This is a genomic window from Chitinophagales bacterium, assembly GCA_017303835.1.
GTDB lineage: Bacteria > Bacteroidota > Bacteroidia > Chitinophagales > Chitinophagaceae > JAFLBI01.
Genome location: JAFLBI010000002.1, coordinates 424483 through 449131, shown reverse-complemented (window position 1 = coordinate 449131; position 24649 = coordinate 424483). Strand labels below are relative to the sequence as shown.

At 42.9% G+C, this 24649-nt stretch carries 28 protein-coding genes; all 28 read right to left on the bottom strand.

The window, feature by feature from the left end:
* Positions 1 to 50: 50 nt before the first annotated feature.
* The gene (locus tag J0L83_14700; GenBank protein MBN8665828.1) at positions 51 to 2240 is read right to left on the bottom strand and encodes a hypothetical protein; all 2190 of its coding nucleotides are present in this window, start codon (positions 2238 to 2240) and stop codon (positions 51 to 53) included.
* On the bottom strand, positions 2233 to 3438 hold the full coding sequence (locus tag J0L83_14695; protein ID MBN8665827.1) for a hypothetical protein: 1206 nt from the start codon (positions 3436 to 3438) through the stop codon (positions 2233 to 2235). Before J0L83_14695 ends, J0L83_14700 begins: the two co-directional genes overlap by 8 nt.
* Positions 3435 to 3962, bottom strand: coding sequence for a hypothetical protein (locus tag J0L83_14690; protein ID MBN8665826.1), 528 nt, complete (start codon positions 3960 to 3962; stop codon positions 3435 to 3437). The genes J0L83_14695 and J0L83_14690 overlap by 4 nt, the downstream gene beginning before the upstream one ends.
* Positions 3959 to 4756: a hypothetical protein gene (locus J0L83_14685; GenBank protein ID MBN8665825.1), complete on the bottom strand. Its 798-nt coding sequence runs from the start codon at positions 4754 to 4756 to the stop codon at positions 3959 to 3961. The genes J0L83_14690 and J0L83_14685 overlap by 4 nt, the downstream gene beginning before the upstream one ends.
* Complete coding sequence (locus J0L83_14680; protein ID MBN8665824.1) at positions 4753 to 5448, bottom strand: hypothetical protein; 696 nt, start codon at positions 5446 to 5448, stop codon at positions 4753 to 4755. The genes J0L83_14685 and J0L83_14680 overlap by 4 nt, the downstream gene beginning before the upstream one ends.
* A 2-nt stretch (positions 5449 to 5450) precedes the next feature.
* A complete protein-coding gene (locus J0L83_14675) occupies positions 5451 to 5705 on the bottom strand; it encodes a hypothetical protein (protein ID MBN8665823.1) in 255 nt (84 codons plus the stop codon).
* Between the two features lie 6 nt (positions 5706 to 5711).
* Entirely contained in the window at positions 5712 to 6146 is a 435-nt protein-coding gene (locus tag J0L83_14670) for a hypothetical protein (GenBank protein MBN8665822.1), read from the bottom strand.
* A 1-nt stretch (position 6147) separates the two neighbouring features.
* Positions 6148 to 6396: a hypothetical protein gene (locus J0L83_14665; GenBank protein ID MBN8665821.1), complete on the bottom strand. Its 249-nt coding sequence runs from the start codon at positions 6394 to 6396 to the stop codon at positions 6148 to 6150.
* A gap of 12 nt (positions 6397 to 6408) precedes the next feature.
* On the bottom strand, positions 6409 to 7374 hold the full coding sequence (locus J0L83_14660) for a hypothetical protein (GenBank protein MBN8665820.1): 966 nt from the start codon (positions 7372 to 7374) through the stop codon (positions 6409 to 6411).
* 2 nt (positions 7375 to 7376) lie between these two features.
* Positions 7377 to 8765: a hypothetical protein gene (locus J0L83_14655; protein ID MBN8665819.1), complete on the bottom strand. Its 1389-nt coding sequence runs from the start codon at positions 8763 to 8765 to the stop codon at positions 7377 to 7379.
* On the bottom strand, positions 8765 to 9085 hold the full coding sequence (locus J0L83_14650) for a hypothetical protein (GenBank protein ID MBN8665818.1): 321 nt from the start codon (positions 9083 to 9085) through the stop codon (positions 8765 to 8767). Before J0L83_14650 ends, J0L83_14655 begins: the two co-directional genes overlap by 1 nt.
* A gap of 57 nt (positions 9086 to 9142) precedes the next feature.
* Positions 9143 to 9364, bottom strand: coding sequence for a helix-turn-helix transcriptional regulator (locus J0L83_14645; GenBank protein ID MBN8665817.1), 222 nt, complete (start codon positions 9362 to 9364; stop codon positions 9143 to 9145).
* A gap of 89 nt (positions 9365 to 9453) precedes the next feature.
* Positions 9454 to 9651: a hypothetical protein gene (locus tag J0L83_14640; GenBank protein ID MBN8665816.1), complete on the bottom strand. Its 198-nt coding sequence runs from the start codon at positions 9649 to 9651 to the stop codon at positions 9454 to 9456.
* Positions 9652 to 9736: 85 nt separating this feature from the next.
* A complete protein-coding gene (locus J0L83_14635; protein ID MBN8665815.1) occupies positions 9737 to 10282 on the bottom strand; it encodes an SHOCT domain-containing protein in 546 nt (181 codons plus the stop codon).
* On the bottom strand, positions 10279 to 10629 hold the full coding sequence (locus J0L83_14630) for a hypothetical protein (protein ID MBN8665814.1): 351 nt from the start codon (positions 10627 to 10629) through the stop codon (positions 10279 to 10281). The genes J0L83_14635 and J0L83_14630 overlap by 4 nt, the downstream gene beginning before the upstream one ends.
* Positions 10630 to 10636: 7 nt before the next feature.
* The gene (locus J0L83_14625; GenBank protein MBN8665813.1) at positions 10637 to 11101 is read right to left on the bottom strand and encodes a hypothetical protein; all 465 of its coding nucleotides are present in this window, start codon (positions 11099 to 11101) and stop codon (positions 10637 to 10639) included.
* A 195-nt stretch (positions 11102 to 11296) separates the two neighbouring features.
* The gene (locus J0L83_14620; protein ID MBN8665812.1) at positions 11297 to 14836 is read right to left on the bottom strand and encodes a phage tail tape measure protein; all 3540 of its coding nucleotides are present in this window, start codon (positions 14834 to 14836) and stop codon (positions 11297 to 11299) included.
* A gap of 1 nt (position 14837) precedes the next feature.
* On the bottom strand, positions 14838 to 15209 hold the full coding sequence (locus J0L83_14615; protein MBN8665811.1) for a hypothetical protein: 372 nt from the start codon (positions 15207 to 15209) through the stop codon (positions 14838 to 14840).
* Positions 15210 to 15266: 57 nt separating this feature from the next.
* Positions 15267 to 15470: a hypothetical protein gene (locus tag J0L83_14610; protein ID MBN8665810.1), complete on the bottom strand. Its 204-nt coding sequence runs from the start codon at positions 15468 to 15470 to the stop codon at positions 15267 to 15269.
* 2 nt (positions 15471 to 15472) lie between these two features.
* Positions 15473 to 16003: a hypothetical protein gene (locus tag J0L83_14605; GenBank protein MBN8665809.1), complete on the bottom strand. Its 531-nt coding sequence runs from the start codon at positions 16001 to 16003 to the stop codon at positions 15473 to 15475.
* A gap of 40 nt (positions 16004 to 16043) precedes the next feature.
* Positions 16044 to 16415 (bottom strand): hypothetical protein, encoded by a 372-nt coding sequence (locus tag J0L83_14600; GenBank protein ID MBN8665808.1) that lies wholly within the window; start codon positions 16413 to 16415, stop codon positions 16044 to 16046.
* Positions 16416 to 16553: 138 nt separating this feature from the next.
* Positions 16554 to 17528, bottom strand: a complete 975-nt coding sequence (locus tag J0L83_14595) for a hypothetical protein (GenBank protein MBN8665807.1) — start codon at positions 17526 to 17528, stop codon at positions 16554 to 16556.
* Positions 17529 to 17577: 49 nt separating this feature from the next.
* Positions 17578 to 18876: a S49 family peptidase gene (locus J0L83_14590; protein ID MBN8665806.1), complete on the bottom strand. Its 1299-nt coding sequence runs from the start codon at positions 18874 to 18876 to the stop codon at positions 17578 to 17580.
* 20 nt (positions 18877 to 18896) lie between these two features.
* Positions 18897 to 19325 (bottom strand): hypothetical protein, encoded by a 429-nt coding sequence (locus J0L83_14585; GenBank protein MBN8665805.1) that lies wholly within the window; start codon positions 19323 to 19325, stop codon positions 18897 to 18899.
* Positions 19326 to 19421: 96 nt separating this feature from the next.
* Entirely contained in the window at positions 19422 to 19841 is a 420-nt protein-coding gene (locus J0L83_14580) for a hypothetical protein (protein MBN8665804.1), read from the bottom strand.
* Positions 19842 to 19858: 17 nt separating this feature from the next.
* Positions 19859 to 20767 carry a hypothetical protein gene (locus J0L83_14575; GenBank protein ID MBN8665803.1) on the bottom strand — a complete coding sequence of 303 codons (909 nt, stop codon included), beginning with the start codon at positions 20765 to 20767 and terminating at the stop codon, positions 19859 to 19861.
* Positions 20764 to 23826, bottom strand: a complete 3063-nt coding sequence (locus J0L83_14570) for a hypothetical protein (GenBank protein MBN8665802.1) — start codon at positions 23824 to 23826, stop codon at positions 20764 to 20766. Before J0L83_14570 ends, J0L83_14575 begins: the two co-directional genes overlap by 4 nt.
* Positions 23827 to 23832: 6 nt before the next feature.
* Positions 23833 to 24642 carry a hypothetical protein gene (locus tag J0L83_14565; protein MBN8665801.1) on the bottom strand — a complete coding sequence of 270 codons (810 nt, stop codon included), beginning with the start codon at positions 24640 to 24642 and terminating at the stop codon, positions 23833 to 23835.
* Positions 24643 to 24649: the final 7 nt, after the last annotated feature.

Below are 24649 nucleotides of genomic sequence, written 5' to 3'. Positions count from 1 at the left end.
TGAGGGCCGCTCTTTTGGATTCATCTATCTAAGGTGTGGGCAGTCCAAAGTTACTCAATCACCACATATCCTGTACCAGGCAAAAGCTGGTATCTCACTTCAAAAGGAATTTCAGTAGGATCTAAACTGGTGTATCTGGTATAAAACCTGCTCTCTTTAATACCGCCTGCCGAGTTTACAACCCCTGCCATTTGCTTACTGCTGTTCATGGTAATCTGGTGTGCAGGCATAGAAGTGGGCACACCGTTTTCCAAGATTGTCTGCTGTACATTAATGCGCAAATTGGTTGGTGTGTATAAATTAACACCGTTAGGGTCTGAGTAGCAATAAGCATAAATGTGGCCAATCTGTACATTTTTATAATACCATGTTACCCCAAAGAATGGCACTTCGTAATCAGCTGCACTTTCCATTTCTTCCCAAGCTAAACGAACATATATCGTTACAGGATCACCGCCACCGCTACCGCCAGATTCTATAGGCAGATCACTTTGCTGCAGTACAATTGGGTGAAGCTTTGCTTGTATCATGCCCTTATAGGGCAATGGTTGAATAAAGCTCTTTAGCAAAAAAGGTTGGTTCCTGATGTTGTACACTTTATTCCATTGCAGATTGAGGAGCTTATGCAATGGCAGGAAAAGCCGAATGGTAATAATGTTGGAAAGCTTGTACTTCTCCATCCATGCAGCAAAAAGGTTTTGAATGATACCAAGCTTCAGGTTATCGAAATTGTATTCGAAAACCTCTGCAATATCCGGCAAGCTGTTTCCCAAGTTATCAATCGGGCAAATGTTCATGTAAGGATATTGAACCGAACCCGCTGCGCCTGCACTATTGGTTTCCATCTGTAAACCATGATACGCCATTACCCTTATGCCCAATGAAGCATTGCGTGGCTGCTTCACGTATGGGAAAAAGCCAAAATAGTCTTGTCCGCCTTGTGTTCTATACTTAGAACGGATAGATGGCACAGGTGCGATAGAACTCTCGTATGCTTCAGTTTCATTTTGTACTTCAACATTGAAGATGTTGTAACCAAGCAGCTGCCATTCGCGTTGGTTAGTAGTTTCATTCACTCCAATTTTATAAAAGGCATTTTCGCGGAAAGCGAATATGTAGGAATTATCGTAGTTGGCTGAGGGTGCTGGTAAAGCGGCAAAAGAAGCAACCGGGTTTTCTTTCTTCAGGTTCTCAAAAGCCGGCTCACTAATGGCTTCATCATTACCTGTAAAGCTCTGCTTAAAAGAAACAGCCCTTACTGCTGCATCAAATGTTTGTTCCGGAAGTCTGGATGCAAACTCAGTAATGTCTTCATGCGCAAAATTTGCCACTGAATTAAGTGGCATCAGCTTTACTATTCGGGTATCGGCATTGGCATCTGGTGCTATGCCGTACCTCTTACAGAACCAGATAAACAGGTCTTTGCAATTGACTTTGGCATCTACTACCTGATTCAATTTCACAACAGGCTCAGGTGGCACAAACCCACCAATACTGGTACCAATCAAGAAATCATTTGCTTTAGTGGCCAGTAGGTACCGGTTATTCATAATCGTTTCAGCAACGGCAGAAGCATCTAGCTTCCAACCGTGCTCTTCTACTATGCAGCGAATGATATACCCAAGCTTTGGTAATGGCACTATATATGCGCCCGGACGAATACTAGTGCCCGTAACTGGATCCAATTCATTCAGCCAGCCACTAAACAATGGCGGCTCCCAATCAACCCAAGTTTCGTTTCTGAATGGCGCAAAGATGTAATCATGGTTACCATTCCATGTATCGTGTACATGCTGCCAAAAACCACCTGAAGCATCGTTCTTATCCCATGTAGTAAAGTTGAATGATCTGGTACCACCCAAATTTAGCTGGCTTAAATTCTTATCCTTTACAGCATCAAAGAAGTTACTGATGTTGAACTTTAGGAATGCACTATAGGCACCTTCGCCAAAGCGATCGTAATTCGTAATGCTCTTATCAAATACCAAAATAGCCTGGTACATCAAGGTATCATCATCCAGTACAGATACTGCGTATTTGGTTTTTGATTTGATGGTGGCATTAAAGACTTCAGGAAATAGCCTGGCATTTCTTTCACTATCAGCAATACCAACTGGCATAGAGTATTCAGCAAGAATGGCATCCAACATGAAGAATGGGCTGTTGCGCTCAATCTCAGTAGTTGCACCGGGTACCAAATCAACGGCTTCGCCTTTATAGATCAGTTGCAGCTTACTCATAAATTTCTGTATCTATTCCTTTGTTCAGTTCAATATCATCAGGTGTGTACACTTCATTGCTGAAAGGCAACTGCCACTCAATGGGCATATTGTAAAGCGTTTCCTCAGTGGATGGCATAGTGCCACTGCTTTGAATATTGAGAATTGGCACCCATCTATCGAACATTCGCTCAAAGATGCATTTGCTAAGTAACAGGTCTTGCATAGCTTCTGCATGCCTTCTGGTGCGCAAGAATCCAATATCGCCCTTGTAAGTTCGTTCAGCCCTTATAGTTAAATGGCTTTTCTCACCTCGCTTTACTGTAGACTGCCAATCGTTCAAGTCTAATCCGGTTTCAATTTCTTCTACCGCGCGCTTTTGCGTAAGCTCTACCTGACCTGCTACAGCAACCGTATCAATACCGCTTAAGCTGTTTTGATACACAAAGAAATGCTGGTTGTACAATGGCCTGTACTCTATGTAGAATCGATAGCTTGAAGTGATGGCAGGGTTATCATTATTCACTAAAGAAACCTCATACCAATGCAGGTTTCTGGCTTCAATATCTGCGTTTAGTCCTAAGAATAATGGTGATACCTGAATATGATGTAATAAGCCAGCACTAAGCGTTAATGTGGTGGTTGTATCTGTAGCATCAGCATTAAAAAGCTTCTTTCTCAACTTCAAGCTGATGCCATTAAGACTTGCTTGATTGAGAAAAGTAAGCCATAGCTTTTCCATTGGAAAAACATAACGGCCACTAGGCAACCAAGTAAGAAACTGCTTTGATGCCGCCAATGCAGTGAAAATATTGTTCCTACTTGCAATTTGCTGTTCTACACCACCCTGTAAAAGCCATCGCCAATGGTTGGTTTCTGTGGTTATCCATGCAGGTTCATTATCGCCTGGTGTGCGCTCCCGAAAATGAATGGCAAACTGTATGCATTGCTTCCCGGCAGAAGTAACCGCCTGTGCAGGATCTGGCACTACAAAAGAAAGTAGCCCTGCCAACAGCTTAGACAGGTAGATATAAGTTTTGCCATCCGGATTAGGATTGAGGGCATAGGTTTTCAAATCAATAACCTGCTCGCTACCGGTAAGCTTATACACTACCTTAACCTGCAGAAAGCTAATACTGCCAGTAGTATGCAACACATAGCGTACTTCATTCTTACTGAAGCTAAAACTGGCTGGGCGTTCAATTACAGTAGTGCTCATGGCTCAATCCATTTAGCAGGGTTTTTAATAAAGTCTTTTTGCGACATGCTTTCAATCTGAATGCGCCATCCATATAAGTTAGATGCAGGTAGGTCTTCCATATCTAACACCACCATATCAGGCTTAAACCTGAAGCCAGCAGCACAAAATCCATTGTTTAGCTGATCCTCATTCATGAAGCTTATGATTTCCTCAGCAACTTCGAGTGCCGCATCATAAGCGGCTTCCTGTTTATCAATCTCATTAGAGATAGATTGATCAACAGCACTAAACACATATAGTGTATGGAACTTTCTTCTTCTAGCTGCCTGTGTATTGTTGTCAGCATTATACCTGATTCTTACATCAGCGTACACCAAACAAGGAAAATGTGCCTTATTGAAGATGGCAGCAGACAGCTCCTGTGATTTTCCTAAACGAAAAAAGCTACAACGCTTTTCTTCTGATCCCTCAGTAATAGGTGTATCATGCGCAATATCTAAGTGCTGCTCTGCAATATTTTTAAAGTATGCTACCTCTGTCATGATTTTTGTTTTTTGGCAAGTTTTTCCTGCTCCTTGGCGTCATCATTGAATTGCTGCATTGCATACATCAGATCCCACACCAGCTTTTGCTCAATCTTATCAAAGTCACCATACTTTTCACCGGCCATGCTATGCATCAATGGGTAAAGACCTTTGAAATCATCCGACTGTACACCATCCGCTTTTTTCAATGATTTAAAAGACTGCAGCAGGTTATGTCTGCATCCATCATACCATTGCAGAATGGCTCTTTTCGTATCAATGCTTAACCGCAAAACAGTATTGGCATACTTGGGTACCAGATTATCATTGAAATCTTCACGTACATCACCACGCTTTAACAGCTCATCACCTTTCAATCCACAATGTTTTCGATAAAGCACCCCTATCAGTCTATCCAAATAGCCTATATCATTTGTTTCCAGATAGGCCACATAGCTCATCTCAGCAAAGTGAAATTCTTTCGCACGGATGTTATCAAAATCATCCTTCGGACCATACAAGGTGCTGAAGAATGGCACAATTGACAATTGTGGAAACGGATTCTTTGTAAGTGTATTCTCTCCTGCAATCCAGATAATGTGGTCGAAAGCCCTACCCTTAAAATCATTGCTCAGCTTTACATAATCCCAATTGCTCATTTGCAATAGAATCTGCAATGCTCTGTACAGAAAATCAACATCATCTTTACTTGCATGTATTAGCCTAACCATGTTAACCACCTGCTTGGTGGTTAACTCATTCCAGTTTTCAGGAATGACATAGCTTTTCTTATGGTAAACAAGTTCAATCAAAATCGAATCAGTGTTCTGGTGATACCAATACCCACATAAGGGCTTAAACCTGCGCCTGTAATGCCATACCCTGCCTGAATGCCAATACCCCATTTCTTTGGCTCGATGGATCCATTCAGCTTTACTTGCTGCAAACCTTGCAAGGTTGTTTTAGGATTTAAGCTGAAGCCAGATACATAGCTTTCCCGCTTTCCTAGAAACCATTTACGCTTAGTGAATGATACCAGTTGAATGCTGTCAGTGATTCGATAATCCAGCTCTAACTGATCATCAATAATCTTTCCACGTAAATACAGCCATCGATCAGCGTAAGTAAAATGGTTTTCAAAATGGCCGGTATCTCCGTATACATGCACTGTATCAACTTTGGTAATTACCTGCCCTTCAGTAAGCGAACTGGCTGCTGTAAGCTGCTGAATCTGCTTTTCTTTCAGGTTCAGCTTTTGCTGCATATCTGCCAATAGACTCTTGTAATAGTCATGCAGCCAAACATCCCTGTCCGCCTGTACCGCTTTATTTTCGGTATGTACCGTGCCCGATACGCTTCTTTGAAGCTTCGGCGCTTGTAGGTTGGTAAGCTCCCGGCTAGGTGCGGGTTTAGTAACAGGCGGATCAGGGGTGCAGAGTTTCACCAGGGCTGCTACTAGAACAGCCACAATGATCCATGGCAGAATTTTCAGAAACAGTTTCATAACTATTTGCTTTGATCGTTTACATCTGCATTAGGCAGGCGGCTGAAGAACAAGCCAAATACGCTGATCCATCCAAGTACTTTTGCGTTTACTACTGCAACCCATGCAGGAAGCGTAATGCCCAAATCAGCGGCAAAACCAACACCACCAGCAAAGCAGAGTAGCAAAAAGAATACTCCACTCAATACTTTAAAGAACTTAGGGTTCTCTTTGCTCAAACGCTGTACTAATTCAATTAAAAAATCTTTGGGATTCATATATAACTATTTAATGGTGACGAATACTTTTTCGGTCTTCTCAACCTTTTTGATTTTGGCAAACAGTGATCTGTAAGCAGCACGGCTATTGCCCACAAAGCCTTTTACTTCATCCTTAGTTGTACCGGTAAGCGGGCAGCCTTCTGTGTGATCAATAGTATTACCGCTATGAATGCGAACACCTGCAAAGCCCTTTACTTCCAAAAGCAAAGGCATGTATTGTTTAAAGCGGTTACTGAAATTCACAATCAACTCATAGCGGCCAGTAGGTATGGCTGTCTGCTCAGGCACTTTAATTTTCAGGATATCTTCTATAGACATACCACTATCCAAACCACGGTCTTTATCTTCTAGAATAAAGCACTCAAACAATCCATCAACAAACAATTCGCTGATAGTAAATTTTTCACGCTTCCACTTACGTACAATCAAAATTTCCATATCACTTCTTTTTGAAGAATTCTAAAATCCAGTTACTGATATAGGCTATACCTGCTGCAATCGTTACCACAATTGCATAGCTGATGTATATGCGCTCACGAAACATTTTATTTTTCTCGGCTTCTTCCTCTAAGAACTTAACACGCTCAACCAATCCATCATTGCCAAGCTCATCGCCAATGAGTGCACTGTGAATCCTGTCTACTTTTGCTTTTAAGTCGCCCATTTCTTTTTCTGTTAAGTCGTCCATGAGTTTGAAGTTTTATAAACCAAATACCCCTTTCCTTGAAGCATTGGCATCTGGTATAGATGCTCCTGGCTTCTTATAAAAAGTGCTATTAAAAAAGATGGTGAATTTCTCTGCAGAAGCTTTGCTGTTCAGTAATTGAAGTAAGTCTTGCTTAAACTGATCAGCAGTTTGCTGAACGCTATTTCTCAAAGTGCTCAGGCTATTGGCATCTGCCTGTTGTCTGCCATTGGTGGCTGCATCGCTATTAATAGCGGTGCCAAGCAAAACACTGAAACCCTGTGGCGTAATGGCAACATTCAGGCTCTCAACACTTCTTCTGATAGTTGAATAGGCCAAGCAGAATTTGATCAGATTGATCGCTGCTTTTTCATCATCACTAGGATTGGCTTTGCTCAATAGATCAGTTGCAAAAGCTTCACCAATAGCTGTGTAAACCTGCTCACGCAATTCTGCTACTGCCAATGGCCTTAGCTGCTCAAATACTCGGAATGGCTGAAACAGCGGAAAATACTGGCTGAACTCTGCCCCTGTTTTAAAAATGGTGCTAATATGGCTAGGTGCTGACCAGGCTAAAGCTTCTGCTTCTTTGAATAGGTATTGAATCAAGGCATCCAAATGAAAAGCTGCCTGAGTGTATAGCTGCTCCTGAATTTTTTCATGCTCCCAACGGAAAGCAGATCTTCTGGTTTCATCCTGTACAGAATGTAAACCAGCATCACTTAACTGCACCTGAATAGAGGGCAGTGATAGCGCATATGCATACGGAGCGATGGCTTTACGGCACTTATCCAAAAGAACAGGCTGCCCAGGCTCAGTAGCAACTGCATCAGCTTGTATTGCATCAAACAGATCATCACCTAACAAAGGTTTCAGGATCAGTTCTTCTGCCATATCAAAATCAGGCAGCATAGGTGAAGATGAGCTGAAGCTCAGTTTCACATAACGCTTGGCAGTATCTATGTTTTTGATGATGGCCATGTTTACAGGTTTTCTTGCTTGGTTGATTTACCGGTATCGAGTGTTGTCAGTAATCCGCTAGGGAATCGCCAAACCAGTTTAGGCTTACGCTTTACAGATGATGTGGTGGCTGTATTACCGTTTACAGTTGAGATGGTGAAATTGCGCTCTACTTCTAGGCGCTCTTTCCACTTATTGAATCGAGATACCAAATTCATGAGGCGAACAATCTGCTTTCGCTCTGGCTCTAGCATCATCATTTGTGTGAGGTAAGATTCGCGCACGTTAGATCCACCGGCATTATTGGCGTAAGGACCACCCGGCTGACCTAAACCCATCAATGATGGGTTCATCATCAAAGCGAACAGGATTTCAGAGTTGGCTGCAGATGAGTCGGGCAGCATTTTACCATCCTTGAATTTGTCATCCAACACTTCAATCTCAACACCCTTGCTTTCAATCTTGGTGATAGGATCTACATAGGTTCCTGAAGTAATTGATTTACCTGCTTTCTCTGCACCTACAAGACTTTCCTCAATTCTGTTATAGGTTTCTTGCATTACACGTGTCTTCTCATCCGCATTCATAGAATCCCATTTAGGGATTTGCTTTTTCCAGTAGTATTCAGAAATGTGGATGATATACTTAATGTGCATCTGGTTTTGATGCAATGCAGATTTGAACTTAGGAATACTAATGGCAACATCTACCCATTCTTTTGCAGCATACCACAGCGGCGTTGGATAATACAGACGGCCGTTTCTTTTGTACCTGTGCAGAATAGCAAACTCACGCTTGCTGCCGGAAGTCTTGCCACTTAATTCTTCCAGCTCATACCCTTCATCCAACAGTGTAATTTCTTTGTGTGTACCTGCAGAACCCATGGCACCCCAATCGTCCTTCATAAACAGGCTTTCAATCACACCCTGGTCATTCATTTTGCGTAAGCGGCAATGCACTACATCAGGAGCTTTTACTCTCGCGATATAGTTTTCTTTCTTACGCATCACTAACTGGCCGACATTCCATCCATAGCCAATTAACCCGGTCATCACCATGCGGGCGTATTCGTACATATCATTCACCTCTAACCACTCATCAATCTCATCATCAAAAACGGGTTCTAAAACTTCACCGTCTTTTGTTTTATCAGTGAGCAAAAAAGGCTCAATGCCTTTACCAATGGAGATGCGCACTTTACTTTCTACACCTGCAGACAATACGCCACAGCTTTCAATCAGCTTAGCCATTTCGCCGGGCAGGTTATTATTCTCTCCCCAGTTTACCCATGCACCAGAACTTGCAGATGAACTATTGTCCTTAGGTGCTGAAGCTCTTGCAGCTTCATTCTTATACATGAAAGCAGCTTGTGTTCTTGCGCTGTAGCCAATGCCGTTAACAACTTCTACCATCAGATCACGGTTTTGCCATTGAACTTGCGCACCAGACGAAGCCTGATCTTCACAATTTCACCACTGGGCAAAACCACTATGTTGCGCGTAAAATGCGCAAAGTGGTTTGGGTGTTTCTTGTTGGTTTCAGTAATGCTTACTCCGGGCGTAGCTTGGGCCGGTGAAGAATCTTGTTTTTTACGGCAACGAGGAAAGCTGCGCCATTCACCGCCAGTGTCTTTTGTTTTGCTATAGGTTCTGAAGCCAATAGAAAACTCTTGGCCACTATCCATGATAGCAATAACATCTTTTAGCAGCATGCAATTTTCACTCCTTGCCATGGTGTGAAATTGCTTTAATACAATGGGGGCAGAAAGGACAGTGATTTCAGAAAAATGCTATCTGTTGGCGGTTATGTTTACGCCAATAGCATCTGCCAGAATTAGTAAGTGATCGAACTGTGGGGGAAAGTCTCCGCTGAAAATGCGGGATATGGTAGATTCCTTCATGCCTGTTTTCTGGCTAAGAATTGCCAGGTCTAATTGTTGTTCTTTGGCTGAGTGAAGGAGAAAGGCGCAAATGCGTCTGCGCTGGTGAATGATATGTGCCGGTGAATCCATAATAAGCTGCCGTGGTTATAGAGTTGCCGCCTCTTTTGCCTACACAAGATATAAAAAATTGGGGGTAGTTGTGAAACAATTGAAAAGGACTAATCGGCTATTTTTTTAATCATTTCACCAATAAGCCGGTGATTGGTGAACTCTGGCATCACTGAAAAATCAGGTGGCAATTTACCAGCTAAAAATAGCTGCTGCAACTGCATTGCCTGATTGTACAACTGAACAAACTGCTGAAGCATTTCATTGGTTTCAGGCTGCTTCATTGCCTGTGTTTTTGGTTTTTCCATTCGGCTCAAAATTTAGGATGCCGAAATTGGTTTCCAATAATAGAAATAAATGGTTAAATGTATATGATCGGAATAGCTAAAGGTTCTAATTACCTATCAGCTTCTTCTTCATGGCATCGTACTCTTCTTTAGTGATGGCACCAGCATCTAGCAGTTCCTTTAATTTTTTCAACTCATCTGCTAGGCTCATTGGTGCGGCTTTAGGTGCACCAGCTCCTTTAGGATCATATCCTGGTATAATGAGTTCGCCAGCTGCAATGGCATTATCAATATCGCACTCATAACGCATTGGCATACCAAGCTTTAAAATAGCGTACGGACTATATCCTGTTTTTCTAGTACCTCTTAACTCCAATCGAGCAACTTCTGCATTCTTGCCGCCAAAGCTTGGTGGTAAAGCATTTGCTGAGTTGGCAGCGTTAGGAGAGTTACCATAATAAGACATCAAGGAAGCTGAGTTAATTTTTATGTATTTGAAACTGCCATCAGGCATAGTGCCCTGTCCTAGTTTCAACTTAGTACCTTCTTCAAATAAGAAACCACTAGCCGCATGGCGAAGTGTGTCTGGTGTGAGGTCTTGGGCGAAAGTGAAATTTGATAATAAACAGAAGATTAATGCAAATAGTCTCATTTGTCAACTTTTAATATCAATGAATTAAATTCTTCAAGAAAGAATTCGAAATCATCTTTTTTCATTCTATTTCTCCATGCCTTAACATTTTCATGCCTTATCATATGAACGATGTGCATCTGCAAATGAGAATTCGGCTTTAAGGCTCCTTCAAAAGAAGAGTCTGGACATGGAAAAGAAAATTTTGTAGTATGACTTGATGAAGTCATCATAACACCTAAGTAGCTTCTCTCTTGTGAAGCCACATCAATAGTACTTATAATAAGGAATGGATGGAATTTTTCGTTACCATCTGGCAATAAAGAAGGTGAGTGTAGTTCTATTAAATCTCTTTGCTGAAATAGCATAAGCAACCTATACAGATGCAGCGATCAATCCTTGGAGCATTTTCTTTTCATCAGCAAAGCTTTCTACTGATGGCGTTGGCATTTTCCTACGGATGATTGACTCAATTTTGTAGAGATCTTTTAATACAACTTTTGATAAAACCCTAGTGTCTTCATTATTAAGAAAGTCTAACTTCTCTAGTTTAGTATGACTTCTCCTGAACTCATTTAGAGCATCAGACACTACTGGATATATTTCATTGATGTCATCAATGTTATAATCTGCTGAGCTTATCTCCTGAATAATACCAGACATAAGCAGGTGATGCTTACGAAGATTTTTATTAATAGAATTGATCAACCTAGTTCTAATCTTCAGATTTAAAGTAATTCTGACCTTAGAAATAAAGTTGTAAAGTAGGGTTTGCGAAAAACGCCACAAGGAATTGTGATTATACAATTCATTGAAATAGCTAGAATCAATCGCTGTCATAATCAGTTGTATTCGATAATGGAATTAAGCGGAAAAAATACCGTTGAACACCGTTATCCACCACAAAAGAAAGGACTTTTCCACATAGAATTGTCATAGAAATACACAATTTTTCACAAATAAGCACAAAAAGCCACTCCCAAGACTAGGAGCGGCTTATGTCGTACCCTTTCTTACAACATGAAAAACAGCGAGTTATGCTACTTCCTGTAGAATACGGTTACGGGTATCATTGGCTTCCTCAATTTGTGATAAGCGGACATACCCTTCTATAGGTTGGCTAAGCTTTTCTACCAATGCCCGGTTACTGGCCGTCAGTGCGGACAGCCCCGCGGACACCTGTAAAAGCACTGCATTTAACTGATCATTACCCCCTGAAGCTGCACCGCCTGCCGCGCCATTGAAGATGCCACCGGTGGCAAACTGGCGTTGGCTGATACTCTGCCTTACGCTTGCATAGTCTATGGTTTCCAGTGGCCTTGCTGCATACATAGGCACTACCGTACCATTCTTACTAGCTTGCAGCAGCTGTGGAATAAGGCCCGCATTCTTCTCTCTGAACTTCCGGCTCAGGATCATATAAGGCTCTCCACTTTCCATCTCGCCCATTTCCTGCCCGGTTTTACGATCAACCAAAGCAATGCCTGATTGTCCGTACCTGCTTCCGTGGTAGCTATTACCGCCTACTATACCACCATCCTTGAACTGTGGCTTCTGGCTGGATATACCAATTACATTGGCCACATTAGATGCCAGTGTCATAGCCATGGCAGCAATACCCAAAAAGTTGGGCGGCAATGGTGGACCAAACTTTGCAAGGGTTGCAGTAATGGCCTGAAAGCCGTTAATAACAGCCTGTGCGGTCTGAAGCTTCTTATTGCGTTCAAATTGTTTTATCTGCAGCTCGCGCTCTTTTGCTGCTGCTTCGCGCTGAATGTTGGTTGATTGTATCTGCGCTTCTTGCTGTGTAATTACACCAGACTTCAGATTCTGCTCTACCTTTTTCTTTTTCTCATCCAGCCTTAGCATTTCTGCATTGTGTGCAGCAATCTCTTTTGAATTACGTGCTTGGTACAATGCATCCAGTCCACTTAATGCTTGACTGGTAAAATCAAAGAATGTTTGTGCAACACCCATCATGTTGCCCCAGAACTCATGCTCTAGATCCATACGCTTCTGCGCATACTTTGCCCTGATCACTTCTTTCTCATTCTCTGTTAGCTCAGTATTATTGAGCTCCCAGAACATTTCTTCATCAAGCTGCGCTTTCTGTGCTTCTAACCTTTGCTGAGGATTTCCAGCAAGCAACACCTGCAGTTCTGCACCTGCTAGATCATCACGCTTTTGTTTTTGTAGATTCCTGAAGCCCTGGGCTAGCACCTTGCCCATATCTTCCGCATCCTGCTCTGTGAACTCAGGTACAATATCAACAGCAACCTCAGGCTTGTATTGGCCATTCAGATCACTTAGCAGTTTGGCTATTCTGGATCCGGTTTCTTTTTCAATGAGTGCAAAACCATCTGCCAGTTCCTGCTTACTGATCACTTTGCGTTTTAGTAAGTCCTGCAGCTTCGCTTCTTGCTGTTTCCTGTCTTCAATGATCTTATCAAACTGCAGGGCAAAATCGCTCTTAACAGCTTTATTCATCAGGTCTGTAATAGACTTGATGAGCTGCTCATATTCACTCCTGGCATCGCGCATTTTCTTAGCACGATCTTCTGGCTTACCAAATAAGTCTTGCGTGATTTTGCCTTCCGGTGGTTCTGGTGGCGTACTGCCTGCAGGCTTATTCAGGTCTTTCACTAATGGCTCACCTTTCAGCTCACCGATGATTGCTTTTACAGCTTCAATACGTTGTTTCAAAGCTGTTGCTCTATTCAAGAAATCCTGTGTACCCTTTACACTTGCAGGATCATTGATAGCAGTATACTTTACAATATCAGGTCTTCGCTTGTCATTCAACTGATCTTCAGCCTGCAGCTTTTTCAGCAAAGCTTCCTGATCGGAAATAGCTTCTCTGTTTTTTTCCTGCAGCATGATTTTTTGAATGCGAATAAATTCTCTTGCCTTTTCTGTATTGATGCCAATTGCATTGCCGTACTTATCAAACTGAGTTATGGCAGAAGGAATGTTGCTGGCAATAGTGGTAATGGCTTTATTCAATTCTACCTGCTCATCTTTATTCAGCTTCGATTTATTCTGCAGTGTATCTACTCTTTGAATTAGCGGATTCAAGTTCTTCTCCAAATTGCCAACAGCGGTTTGCTGTTTGAAGAATGCATCTGCCAAGTCTTCTGCCGGGCCAGTTGCTTTTACAAGGCCACCAACAAAATCATTAAGCAGGTTTGAAAAAGAACTGTTGCTAAACCAACCGGCAATATTCTTTCCAATTTTTTCCAGATTGGCAGCAAGGTTGTTGTTCTTTTTATTGAACTCATCTGTGATGCTGTTATTATTCTTCAGGCTTTCAGTGGCAAGGTTTACCTTCTCACTCACCAAATCAGCATTTCTGGCTACTTTACTCAACACTTCACCGGCACCGCTACCATCTGCATCCAGTTCCTTCAGAATCTTACCAAAGGTTACATTGTCGGCACCAGCTTTTCGGGCTCCTTCCGCAACCTTCACAAATGCACTCATCAGATCCTGATTCACCAGCTTAATGAAATCATTCACAGCCATGCCAGATACTTTGGCAAACTTCTCAGGCTCTGCAGCTATCCGTTGCAGAATCTTGATGAATGCAGTGGATCCGCGCTCTACATTGATACCAAGCTCCTGAAATGTGGCAGCAACACCAAGTATCTCACCACTGGTCAGTTTAAATGTTCCTGCTACACCTGCCATTCTATTGGCAAAATCTACCACCACAGGTGCTGTTGCCTGGCCACTGGCACCAAGTACGTTTAGCGCATTACCAATGCGCTCTACATCATCACCATAGTTATTGGTTTTGATGTCCTGAAGGTTATTTCTAAGGATAGATAGCACAGTGGTTATCTCGCGACTATCTCCACCAAACTCATCACCCAATGCAACTACGATTCTATCCAGCTTTTCTACATTGAAGCGGTTTACTTCTTCGCCTGCTTGTCCTAAACCAATGGCTATCTGTCTAAGGTTGCTGCTGCTTGTTCTGGTATCAATCTTCCGGAATTCTTTATTCAGTTCCTCAACCTGAATTTTTGTAAGGCCACTGGCTTTCTCAATATCAGCAAGCTCATCACTGAGCTTTGCATTTCCTGATAATAGGTTATTGATATAACCTGATATGGCTGCAGTAGCCTGTTGAATGGTATTACCAATGAAAACGCCCATGGCAATTGTTTTCACCTCGTTCATAAATGAACGCTGCACCTTACTAACCATGCCCATTTTCTCTTTCATGCTGTCGAAAACCTGTTCTGCTTTCTTCAGCTCCTTTAGCTTCTTAGCCCATTCATCAGTACCAATGGCTACATTGTTCAACTGCCTACGTAATGCATCAACATACTTTGCTTGTTGATTGTAGGTCGATCCAAGGCCTTTATTGATCTGCTCTTGAATGGTAGCCTGCCGCTGCATGATCTTAGCCTTGTCTTCTTCCAGTTTTGCTACGCTCTTGCCTTTAGCATTTGCATCAGCAATTTTTTTATCGATCATATCCATCTTAGCACCTAACTGATCTAGCGCAAATTGTGCACTGGTGGTATCTAAGGTTACTACTCTGGAAACTGATTTTGTTGCTTCTGCCATGTTACCTGATTTTGAGTCTATCGAATGTGGCTTCTACCAAATGATCTGCCATTGTGTCGGCCAAATCATCTGCGTATTTTTCAACCAATGGGTTAAACCATTCTTTTGGTTGTCTGCTGCTGGGTGAGCCGTCTTTCTTAGGCCGCCCAACACCTTTATGTACAAACACACCGCTACGCTTAAACCTTAGGCGTATGCGGTTGATCATGTTAAACTCTTTCTCCTTGTTATACCTGCGCCCAATTCTAAATAATGGATCCTTTTTATCATGCACCATTCCTAGAGAAGACATTTCAGCTTTCAGTTCTTTCACTAACTGATCTGTTCTGCTTTCAATCTTTGGGTTGATATCATCTGCTGAGTAGAACATCATAAAAAAATCCCCACCCACACTGGGTGGATGAGGATTTTCATTTTTTGTTGTTAAGATCTATGCTTCTTCGTTTTCTGTTGGAAGTGGAAGAGAAGCCGGGCGAAGCTTTACAAACTGATTGTTTCTTTCGAACATCGCATCTGCCTGTGCCAGGCTAATGCGGCTCAGTTTGCCATAGTACCCTTCTTTTGTGCGGATGGTGTGATCTACCTCACTCATCAGCACATACTTTTCTCTTACTTCAAGCTGCTCGAATTCCATGGTTAGGCTCTTTCAGTGATATCGCCTTCGTAGAAGTAACGATCGTAAGCTTCAATTTCCAATGTCCAACCAACTTTACCACTTACGAATGTGCCGCTACCAAAGCCCACTTTGGTTACTTTACAAGGCACACAGCCACCGCCATACTGATATACTTTAGAATCGGCTTCACAAGTATTCTGCATGAAAATAACCAGTCCTTCATTGGCAATGCTGTCAACAACTTCTTGCATTGCAGGGCCATCACCGGGGATGAAGATTTTAGGCATGTACTTCATGTTCAAGCTGCCCTTCTCGCCAACGCTTTCGCCACTAGCTTCCAATACTTCAGGATCAGCCATGCAAGTCATTGCACCTTTGCCAAGAGCCCAAACGTGGTCAGTAGTGATTTTATACTTATCACCAACAGCTGGTGTTTCACCAAGTGTTGGCACTTGAAGCGTGGTAAAGTCGCTGAGGATGTTTACCCATGCTTTTACATAGCCTGGCTTTTTAACCGTGGCATCTGCAGGTTTGAGAGATTTATAAGCCATTTTGAATTGATTTATGAATGAGTAATGATTTTGCGGGTTCTTACAGCTGCTTCAAAATGCTGTGCTTTTTGCTTACCAACTCTGCCTGCAGGGCTGCATCATTCGCAATCTGCTCAGCGGTGATCTTTACACCATCGCGTGAGAAATGCGGATATCTGAAGCCATACTTCTGACCATCCAGCTCGAAAGACAGGGTGGCAATTGGCTTAACTGCTGCAGCTTGTGTTGGTGCCGGTGAAGCTGAGAGATTGTCGAATTTCTTCAACAGATCTTCATTGGCTTTAGAGAGCTCTGCGTTTTCTGCGCTCAAAGTCTCCAACTTTTCATCCAGCTGAGCAAGCTGCTCATTGGTAACCACAAAGCCTGCTTCATTCTCAGTGAAGTCGGCTGTATTGATGTGCTTGAGTTTCATGTGTACTTTTTTTGATTCAGTTAAACCAATCTTCACTAACATCTGCCTAAGCTTATGTGTGAGATTGATATTCATTGAAATAATGTAAGAGATTTATGAAGCTTCTCCCTTTTCAGGGAGAAGCAATAGGGTTATCGATTAGTCCACAAACTCGTTGTGCACCAGCAGTTCAGGAACTGCGAAGTGGATGCTCATCCACCAGTCTGCCATCACGGCAACTGCACGCTTCGCTTCCTCAACTTTGAACACATCTGCCATGTTCAGTTTCTTCACAACCTTGATACGGTTGTTGGCGGGTGTTGCCCAAATGAGGTTGCTGCCTTTGTGGTTAGGCAGACCTACCACACTGATAGTGGGGTAGTCTTCAATTACATTTTTGCCACCTTCCACAAAGTTTACATTCTGGCCATACTTGGCACGCTTACCACGGCCATAACGGGCAGCCAGTGTGGTGCTCATGCAGATCTCTGTGATCTCATCACGGAGCTCTTCATCCATGCTTTCCACCCACTTTTCTACCTGCTCACAGAAATCTTTTGGATCTTCTGCAGGTGTTTCAAATTGCAAAGGACCAGCACCCATATTGGTTCTGCCTGTTGCGTTCAGGTCAACAATACGCTTTTTAATACCGGTGAGGGCATTTTCAGCGGCACCTGCAGTACCTGCAACAGGATCTTGATACACCCCACCGAAAGCGGCTTTCTTCTCCAGATCGCGGTTACGCGCATCCAGAATGTGCTGCTCAATCAGGTAGCGCACAATCGGCCATTCAGCGCGGGCTGCAACATCCACGTTGGCCAAGAAGCCCAAGTAAGATTCTTCAATTTCATCCGGAAACAGTTCCAGATCAATCTTTTGGTGCTCTACTTCAAAACCATGCGGCTTGAACTCTAAAGCGCCTTTTGCAGTAAAACCTTTTTGGAAGGCCTGCAGCACTTCGCCCATCATTGCTGATGTGGTTTTGTAATAAGTGTTATCCTGCGGGATTGTACGGAACATTCCCAGTGTGCGATCTTTCGCATACAACAGCTTGTTCACATTGGACAGGTTCTGTCCCTCATTGATGTAATGAGCGCCAAACTGTGCTATGATTGCGGCTACTGTTAAACCCATGACTTTATTTTTAGAGGTTAGTAAACTTTTGATTGTGTACTTACAGTAGTTATACTACTTGTTTGTACAGTTCTTTTTGGAAGTCCATGTCGTTGGCTTTCACGGGTGCTTCTTCACCGGCAACAGGTTTCTCTGTTGCGCCTGTTACAGGTGTAGGCTTTGCCGCACTACCACCCAAACTGGCTACTTCCTGCTCCAATTCTGCAATACGGCTATTAGCTGTTTGCAAATTGTTTTCTGCAGTGGTTTGTGCATTTTGAGCGGTTGCCAGTTGGCCTTCCAACTCAGTTACACGTGCAGCACTTGCTTCAGCCTGCACTAGTGCAGCTTCCACATTGTTGAGGTGCTCTTCTGTTACCAGAAAGCCACCATCAATTACTTCGAATGCATCAGCCTTAGCTGTTGCGAGTGTTTTTTCGAAAGCCATATTTCCGGAATTTGATTGTTGTTTAATGAGGGTGTCCATTCTGCGAATGATCTGGTCAAAAGACTTCATGCCATCTATGAGGCCAATACGAGTGGCTTCTTTTGAGTTGAACATTTTACCTGTCTTCCATTCATCGCTGGTTAAACGGCCACCACGGTTTTTTGCAACGGTTGAAATGAACTGATCTGCCAGTTGCTTCAAATCAGCTTTAATAGCGGTATCATCACCAGCCAATGCATCGCGATAGTCTTTATTCTTATCGGTGCTTTGAGGGGCATAGATTTCCAGTATACGCAAATTGTGTTCATCACGATAGTAACTGATCCAATCTGCGATTTGGGTATATACACCAACAGAGCCAACTTCATCAGTTGGCTGAGTGGTATAGATTTCATCTGCTGCGCTGGCAATCCACATGGCTGCAGAAGCTGCAAAGCCATCATTGATGACAGCCACAACAGGCTTTTTCTTTTTTGCTGCTGTAATAGCATCAGCAAGTGTTGCTGTGCCTACTGCCTGACCACCGGGAGAATCTACATCCAGAATAATGCCTTTGATGTTAGATGCATTGGCCAGTTTGTTCAGCATATCTGCATAGTCCAGGCTACCGAGTGAACAGATATCGCCATACTTCATAATTGGACCAGCAATGGTGAGCATTGCAATGGAACCATCAGGAAGGCTGCTGAGGTCTGTTCTCCAATAAACCTTGTACACATTGGCAGCTTTTCTACTGCTTACTTGCTTAGCAGGTTGAGGCTTATTTTCTTCGCCATGATCTAAGGCACTAAACTCAGTCATAATACCGCTGAGATTGCCCTTTCCAAGAAAGGCGTTCAGTACCACAGGAAGCTGTGATTCTGCCCACTTTTTGTCAAGTAGCCAACCGCCGCGGAATATTGCTGAGAGTGTCTTGTTCATGATAGATGTAGCTTATACTGCTAGTTTCGTTTAATAACAAATGCCTGAACCGGTTTAATCTTATTGGTACCTGCCCCAAGCACTTGAAACCGCGATTTCTGATAATTGAGTAGGCTGTATGCACTGGTAGTTACAGGAAACACTTTCTGATTCTTGACCGAGTTGGATAACACCAGTGAGTCTAATGTGTACCAGGTTGTGCCATCTACTGTAGCCTGCAGATATACTTTGTTACCGCTGATGGTACCTGAAGCTCTGGTAAGGTCTGCTGTAACGCTGCGCACTTGATTATCGAAAGCGAGATCGATATAAGTGGTATCGGTATTCACTGTGCTGTCTTTAACAGGCTTAATCTTGGTAGATACCTGTGCAGATACAGAAACTGTTGGTGCAACTGTGAAAGTTGCTACAGTGATGATTGTCAGAATGGCGATAAGAAGTTTTTTCATGGTCTCAATTTTGTTTATACTGATGTTTCAGTTTTCTTAGGATACAAACATATTTCTACACTCACTGCTTAGAAAGGACAGTGAATCTTTGAATATTTAATCTTGCTTTTTGACTGGTGCTTTCTGTTGCGATTGTTGTTGCAACCTTTCTATGTATGGCACCAATATTGACTGCAGCATGGTTAGCTGATTCTTGCTTAAACCTGTTGGTGCATTTTCAAGAATATTGAAGATGGCTGCCATCCACTCTATTGTAGGGAAAAGCACTTCGTAATTGGCAAATGCAGAAGCTGCTATTCTTTTTCCTGCAACCTCAATAACCTTAATACTGTTGAGGTCTTTAATTACAAGCACGCTGTCTTTACCAGTCCACACAGCCACTTGCTTATGTGTAGAATCTTGAAAGTGAAATGCTGCACCTGAAGGCTTCACATTCGCTTTGCTGCTGTCTTTTTGCGCTGTGGCATTCAAAATCATCCCGATTAAGAATGCGAAAAGGATTGTTGCTTTTTTCATTTGTATAGGGTGTTTAATTAATTGCATGTTCCTCCGGATATATAGTTCTGCGTTCCGTTGCTTGAGGGTGAAAAGCTGTTGATGGAAACAGAAATAGTATTGATTGTTGAGCCGTGGTTGATGGTATGCACGTTGCTCAGGTTATTGCCTGAATTGATTGTTACAGGTGTGCCGATGGCTTCCGTTCCGTTGATGGTATAATTCCAATCAACTGTAACGGCTGTAGATACAGAAGCACTGGCAGATGCCTGAACCGTTGCTGTTGTTCCGCTTACATCAACAATCAAGCAGATAGATACGTTGCTTGTGCCTGATGGGTAGACAATATCCAAAACGTATTGGCTACCTGTATTTGTAGATGTTACCTGCACTGCAGCATTCAAAGACGGATAGAAAAACCAATATCCTGCAGTAGCATAACACGGACCTGCATCATCAACCACTGCAGGCTTAGTAACATCATCCACTTTGAAAACCTGATCACCAACTTGTAGCGGCCTATTGTACAGTGTCTTAAAGTTTACTGTGTACCACGGCTCTGCATAACCTAATGCATTTGCAGAAGATGTATAACCTGCACCTGTGCTGTATGAATCGCTAAAGCATAGGAAATAACCTTCGTGAGTATAGTACACCGTTGCAGCCACAAACGCACTCTTAGGTACCAGCTCATTCATGTCATAGCCTGTTATGGCGTTGATGTTCACATAAGCTTGCGCCTGCTCTCTGGTTACACACTCATCATCATTTGGAATGGTTGTGTTAGCGGTAAATACACCGTTGTTTACTGCATCAAGTAGTGCAGCACGAGTTACCATTTCATTGCTATTGGTTGCAGCCCATGTAGTGGCATAACGTGGCCTGTTGCTGATGATGATTGCCGCTAAGGCAAATAGCAGTACAATAAAGAAGTGTTGCTTTTTCATTGATGATCATTTTTTAGTAAAACCTTTTTGCTATCTCCATCAACAAATGGGAATTTTTCTGGTAAGCCGTTGTTTACTCTGCGCTCTAATTCAGCTATGCGCTTTTCTAGCTGCATAATTTTGTAGGTATGCACTTGCTGATAGTCAACACGCAAATAGCCATCATCGCCTTCTGTTACAGCAAATGACATTTCTTTCTGCACCTGCTGTGCGCTGTAACCCCATGAAGGTTTAAACTCATTCTTGAAGCTGTAGATGATTGGATTGATACCATCTGCACTCTTGAACTCAGAAAACACAGTCTTCAAGCGTATGTCTGATGTGGCAAAGAAGCGGGTTGCTGAAACGGTAAAATTAAAAGTTGCCGCACCGGTAGAATTATTAATCAACAGCGCACTATATCCACTACCAAATACGTCACTTGATGTTGCATTCATGCGAATAACAAAATTGCTTGAATAGTCAAATGATATTCCCGCCCATTTTTGGCTTGAACTATTAAATACTATGCTTGGGAAATTGGCCGTTAGTTGTACTGTTCTATTCCATCCTCCCGTCATTGCTGTACCACCATTAATAATTGCAGGTAAAGTAGAAGTGAACTCCGTATTGCTAAACGTGCCTCTTAGTGTTCCATTGGTATAAAAATCAATCTGCTGCCAGTTTGAAGCGTTGATTCCACCTATTTGTGCAGTAACGCCAGCCCAATCAAGTATTCTCCATGAACCCATTTCATAATCATCAGCATTCATTCTTCCGCTAAATGTTGCGGATTGACCTGATAGCAAACCTGTGGATGAAATAGTTACTTTTTTTGTAGCACTCCCACCTGTCGCAAAAAACATATCCCCCTCTGAAAATACACCTACTGAGTAATCCGTACCACTTCCTGAAATAACATTATATGTATACAAACCGCCCCTATTTGCAGATGCCTCTAAAATATTAAACCATCTTCCTGTTACAGATGAAGATGCCGATAGTGTAGAGAATGAACCTGCACCTGCCGCAAAAGCTCTCCCATTTGTTGATATTCCGCTTGCTGCGCTTGCTTCAAGCAATGCACTTCCAGCATTTGTGTAGATACCGATACCATCGGTGTCCATATTTCTAATTGATGGATATAATGTGTTAGCAGTATTTCCTAAATACAAATAGTTTCGGCTGTTAATTTGAACGCTACCACCAAAAACACCGTTACCACTCCATGAATTGTTGCCATTCACGTCCATTGTGTACCTATTAACAGGTGTCATGGATGCGCCACCTGTTCCAGTTGGTGCAGTAAAAAACTGAAATCCGCCACTCTGAAAACGGATAAATGAAGCAAAGTCGCCAACACGATAATTGTATGCACCTGTTGTTGTTGTATAGCTTACATTGTAACCAATAGAACCATAATCGCCACCACTTCCACCTGTTGAAATAGCGTGATTTCCTGTTTGTCCTGCTATATAAATTGGCCTTTGAAATGTAGCACCCCATGCATCAATAACACCTGAAAATGCAGCTTGCGTTCCGCTTATAGTTGTAACACCTGAAATGTTCCAACCGCCCATGTTTAAATGGCCTGTCATTGTTCCACCACTAAAAGGCATGTAGCTACTTAATGCAGATGCTGTGATATAGCCTGCAGGGTTTGTGGCATTGTAAGGTGTATAACCCAATGCAGTAGTAACCATGCTGCTGTTGATGCCAGTAATGTAGCCAGCTGTATTGTTGAATGATATCTGCCCTGTGGTACTATTGTAACTAATGCCAGCACCGGCAGAAAGAGAAGCCCTTGCCATGGCATCGGTGTATTGCGTAATGGTGCTACTTATCTGACCAGTAGTGCTGTTGTAAGTTATGCCTGCGCCTGCTGATAGTGCTGCACGTGCTCTTGCATCTGTAAAGTAAAGATTAGCAGCTTCGCTAATGTTGGTAGTTGTCAAATTTACATTACCAGTCTGCCCGTTCACGGACTGCACAGGTGCATCAGGTGAAAGCAATTGCACCCAATTACCCAATGTGCTTGCAGGTGTTGCTATCAACACATAAGTTCTGCTTTGATCTGTTCTAATAGCCATTGCACCTACATTGGCACCACTCACCGCAAGCATTGCAGATTGTGAAGCCACAACGAATGTTTGTCCGGTCTGTGTAAAGTCTATTCGTGCTGCAGGTATCTTGCCATTGGCATCTAAATCAGCATATCCATTGGCTTGCCCTTTATTGGCTAAGTTCTCAGGCGTATAGCCAAGTGCATTCTGCTTCGCATTCCATGTGCTTTTTTCCGTATCGGTTACAAATCTATAGCTGCTGCTTTGGCTTATGTTGGCAGGGTTGGTGGCATCCGTATTTGGTACGTTGCTTAATCCAACATCTGTTTTCGTTAAAGTGATGTTGGCACTCAGTGGTGCACCATTAATAGTTCTCGTATCAGGTACAGGTGTAAAGCCTAACACATTCTGCTTCCCATCCAATGCAGTCTGCAACCCGGTTATCTCTGCCACTGCATACGCAGGCTTTGTGGCCGCTTTCGCCCATGCATATACCGTAGGATCAGTTTCCGTGAAAGACTGCAAATAGCGGGCATCTGCTTCCGTCTTTGAATACACATTCAAATTCGTTCGCGCGGTGCCAACATTGGTTACATCTGCCAAATTGTTGGCGGCAAGTAATAGCGAAGGCTTGTTTTTTACGCTATCCCAAATTGTAGGAAATGCTGTAGGCTTTCCGGTTATGTTATTCCAGCTTAGGTTGATGCTGTTGAATGATGCTCTTACCGCTGCAATGCTATCTAAAAACCGCTGGAGTATTACATAGCGTGCATCGTACAAAGTGAATCCACCACCCCAAGGCACATCACCACTTTCAATATTACCAAAGCTGCTATTGCCCCAACCACTATTCTTCAAATACTTTCCTGTGGTTCTACCATTAATGAAGAGCTTCAGCGTTGCATTGTTTGAAGTATCGCGTGGACCTACATTTATTTGGTTACCAATTACCCATGTGGGCAACTGCGCATTAGCTATGCTGTAGCTGAATAAAAGCAGGATGAGTAGTTTTTTCATGCTCAATTATTTAATAATGATCATTGCGTCTGTTGCGCCTGTGAAATCAATCAGAAACTGTGTTTGGTTTGGTGCAGCTGCATCTGTTTGTATGGGCACATTGGCCAGATCCCAATTGCTGCCATTCTTAAACCATACTTGAATGAGTGGGAAATCTCCAAACGCATCTTTGCGGCTTTGTGTCCAGGCTATTGTGTGCGTTGGTTGGTTGGTAACCATAATTACTTCTGTACCGTTCTGTACAGATCCTTCACCAGATCCACCGCCACCGGTTGGATTCTCAGGTGTAATGGGTGGTATGCTAGGCACGCCAGAAAATTCAGTAATCACCAAGCCTTTGTGCAACTGCTGCCCGGTTAATTTGATGCTGGTAATAGCAGAATCGCCAATCTTTCCGGAGTCTTGCTCAAAATTGAATTTTAACCAGCTATCCGGGCCACCAATGAATTTCATGAGGCCACCTGCGCGCTGCTGACCAATTACCACCAAGCGGTGATATGGAAGATTCTGCAATAGCCTTTCATGGTTTCTATTGCTTCCGCCAATGTAGCCTTCCAGTTCTATTTTATAAAACAGGCCTGCAGCTGCAGTACTCAGCTGTTCTTTTAATCCAAACTCATGACGGTTAACGGTGATGGGGCCATACCAACTTTTGCCGGCTTTTAATGTGGGCGCTTGTGTTAGTTCCTGGTCTTTGTTGGCATCAGGAAAACTGGCTACATCTTCCCACAAAGCAAACCACCATTGGCAAAAGCCAGCGGCATACATATTTGTTGCGCTGAGGGTGGCTATACCTGCTGAGCCGGTAACATTCATGCAGTGA

What these genes read in the sequence shown, in the direction of transcription:
- J0L83_14700 (MBN8665828.1), bottom strand. Translation starts at nt 2,240, where the DNA reads ATGAGTAAGCTGCAACTGATCTATAAAGGCGAAGCCGTTGATTTGGTA.
- J0L83_14695 (MBN8665827.1), bottom strand. Translation starts at nt 3,438, where the DNA reads ATGAGCACTACTGTAATTGAACGCCCAGCCAGTTTTAGCTTCAGTAAG.
- J0L83_14690 (MBN8665826.1), bottom strand. Translation starts at nt 3,962, where the DNA reads ATGACAGAGGTAGCATACTTTAAAAATATTGCAGAGCAGCACTTAGAT.
- J0L83_14680 (MBN8665824.1), bottom strand. Translation starts at nt 5,448, where the DNA reads ATGAAACTGTTTCTGAAAATTCTGCCATGGATCATTGTGGCTGTTCTA.
- J0L83_14675 (MBN8665823.1), bottom strand. Translation starts at nt 5,705, where the DNA reads ATGAATCCCAAAGATTTTTTAATTGAATTAGTACAGCGTTTGAGCAAA.
- J0L83_14670 (MBN8665822.1), bottom strand. Translation starts at nt 6,146, where the DNA reads ATGGAAATTTTGATTGTACGTAAGTGGAAGCGTGAAAAATTTACTATC.
- J0L83_14665 (MBN8665821.1), bottom strand. Translation starts at nt 6,396, where the DNA reads ATGGACGACTTAACAGAAAAAGAAATGGGCGACTTAAAAGCAAAAGTA.
- J0L83_14660 (MBN8665820.1), bottom strand. Translation starts at nt 7,374, where the DNA reads ATGGCCATCATCAAAAACATAGATACTGCCAAGCGTTATGTGAAACTG.
- J0L83_14655 (MBN8665819.1), bottom strand. Translation starts at nt 8,765, where the DNA reads ATGGTAGAAGTTGTTAACGGCATTGGCTACAGCGCAAGAACACAAGCT.
- J0L83_14650 (MBN8665818.1), bottom strand. Translation starts at nt 9,085, where the DNA reads ATGGCAAGGAGTGAAAATTGCATGCTGCTAAAAGATGTTATTGCTATC.
- J0L83_14645 (MBN8665817.1), bottom strand. Translation starts at nt 9,364, where the DNA reads ATGGATTCACCGGCACATATCATTCACCAGCGCAGACGCATTTGCGCC.
- J0L83_14640 (MBN8665816.1), bottom strand. Translation starts at nt 9,651, where the DNA reads ATGGAAAAACCAAAAACACAGGCAATGAAGCAGCCTGAAACCAATGAA.
- J0L83_14635 (MBN8665815.1), bottom strand. Translation starts at nt 10,282, where the DNA reads ATGAGACTATTTGCATTAATCTTCTGTTTATTATCAAATTTCACTTTC.
- J0L83_14630 (MBN8665814.1), bottom strand. Translation starts at nt 10,629, where the DNA reads ATGCTATTTCAGCAAAGAGATTTAATAGAACTACACTCACCTTCTTTA.
- J0L83_14625 (MBN8665813.1), bottom strand. Translation starts at nt 11,101, where the DNA reads ATGACAGCGATTGATTCTAGCTATTTCAATGAATTGTATAATCACAAT.
- J0L83_14620 (MBN8665812.1), bottom strand. Translation starts at nt 14,836, where the DNA reads ATGGCAGAAGCAACAAAATCAGTTTCCAGAGTAGTAACCTTAGATACC.
- J0L83_14615 (MBN8665811.1), bottom strand. Translation starts at nt 15,209, where the DNA reads ATGATGTTCTACTCAGCAGATGATATCAACCCAAAGATTGAAAGCAGA.
- J0L83_14610 (MBN8665810.1), bottom strand. Translation starts at nt 15,470, where the DNA reads ATGGAATTCGAGCAGCTTGAAGTAAGAGAAAAGTATGTGCTGATGAGT.
- J0L83_14605 (MBN8665809.1), bottom strand. Translation starts at nt 16,003, where the DNA reads ATGGCTTATAAATCTCTCAAACCTGCAGATGCCACGGTTAAAAAGCCA.
- J0L83_14600 (MBN8665808.1), bottom strand. Translation starts at nt 16,415, where the DNA reads ATGAAACTCAAGCACATCAATACAGCCGACTTCACTGAGAATGAAGCA.
- J0L83_14595 (MBN8665807.1), bottom strand. Translation starts at nt 17,528, where the DNA reads ATGGGTTTAACAGTAGCCGCAATCATAGCACAGTTTGGCGCTCATTAC.
- J0L83_14590 (MBN8665806.1), bottom strand. Translation starts at nt 18,876, where the DNA reads ATGAACAAGACACTCTCAGCAATATTCCGCGGCGGTTGGCTACTTGAC.
- J0L83_14585 (MBN8665805.1), bottom strand. Translation starts at nt 19,325, where the DNA reads ATGAAAAAACTTCTTATCGCCATTCTGACAATCATCACTGTAGCAACT.
- J0L83_14580 (MBN8665804.1), bottom strand. Translation starts at nt 19,841, where the DNA reads ATGAAAAAAGCAACAATCCTTTTCGCATTCTTAATCGGGATGATTTTG.
- J0L83_14575 (MBN8665803.1), bottom strand. Translation starts at nt 20,767, where the DNA reads ATGAAAAAGCAACACTTCTTTATTGTACTGCTATTTGCCTTAGCGGCA.
- J0L83_14570 (MBN8665802.1), bottom strand. Translation starts at nt 23,826, where the DNA reads ATGAAAAAACTACTCATCCTGCTTTTATTCAGCTACAGCATAGCTAAT.
- J0L83_14565 (MBN8665801.1), bottom strand. Translation starts at nt 24,642, where the DNA reads ATGAATGTTACCGGCTCAGCAGGTATAGCCACCCTCAGCGCAACAAAT.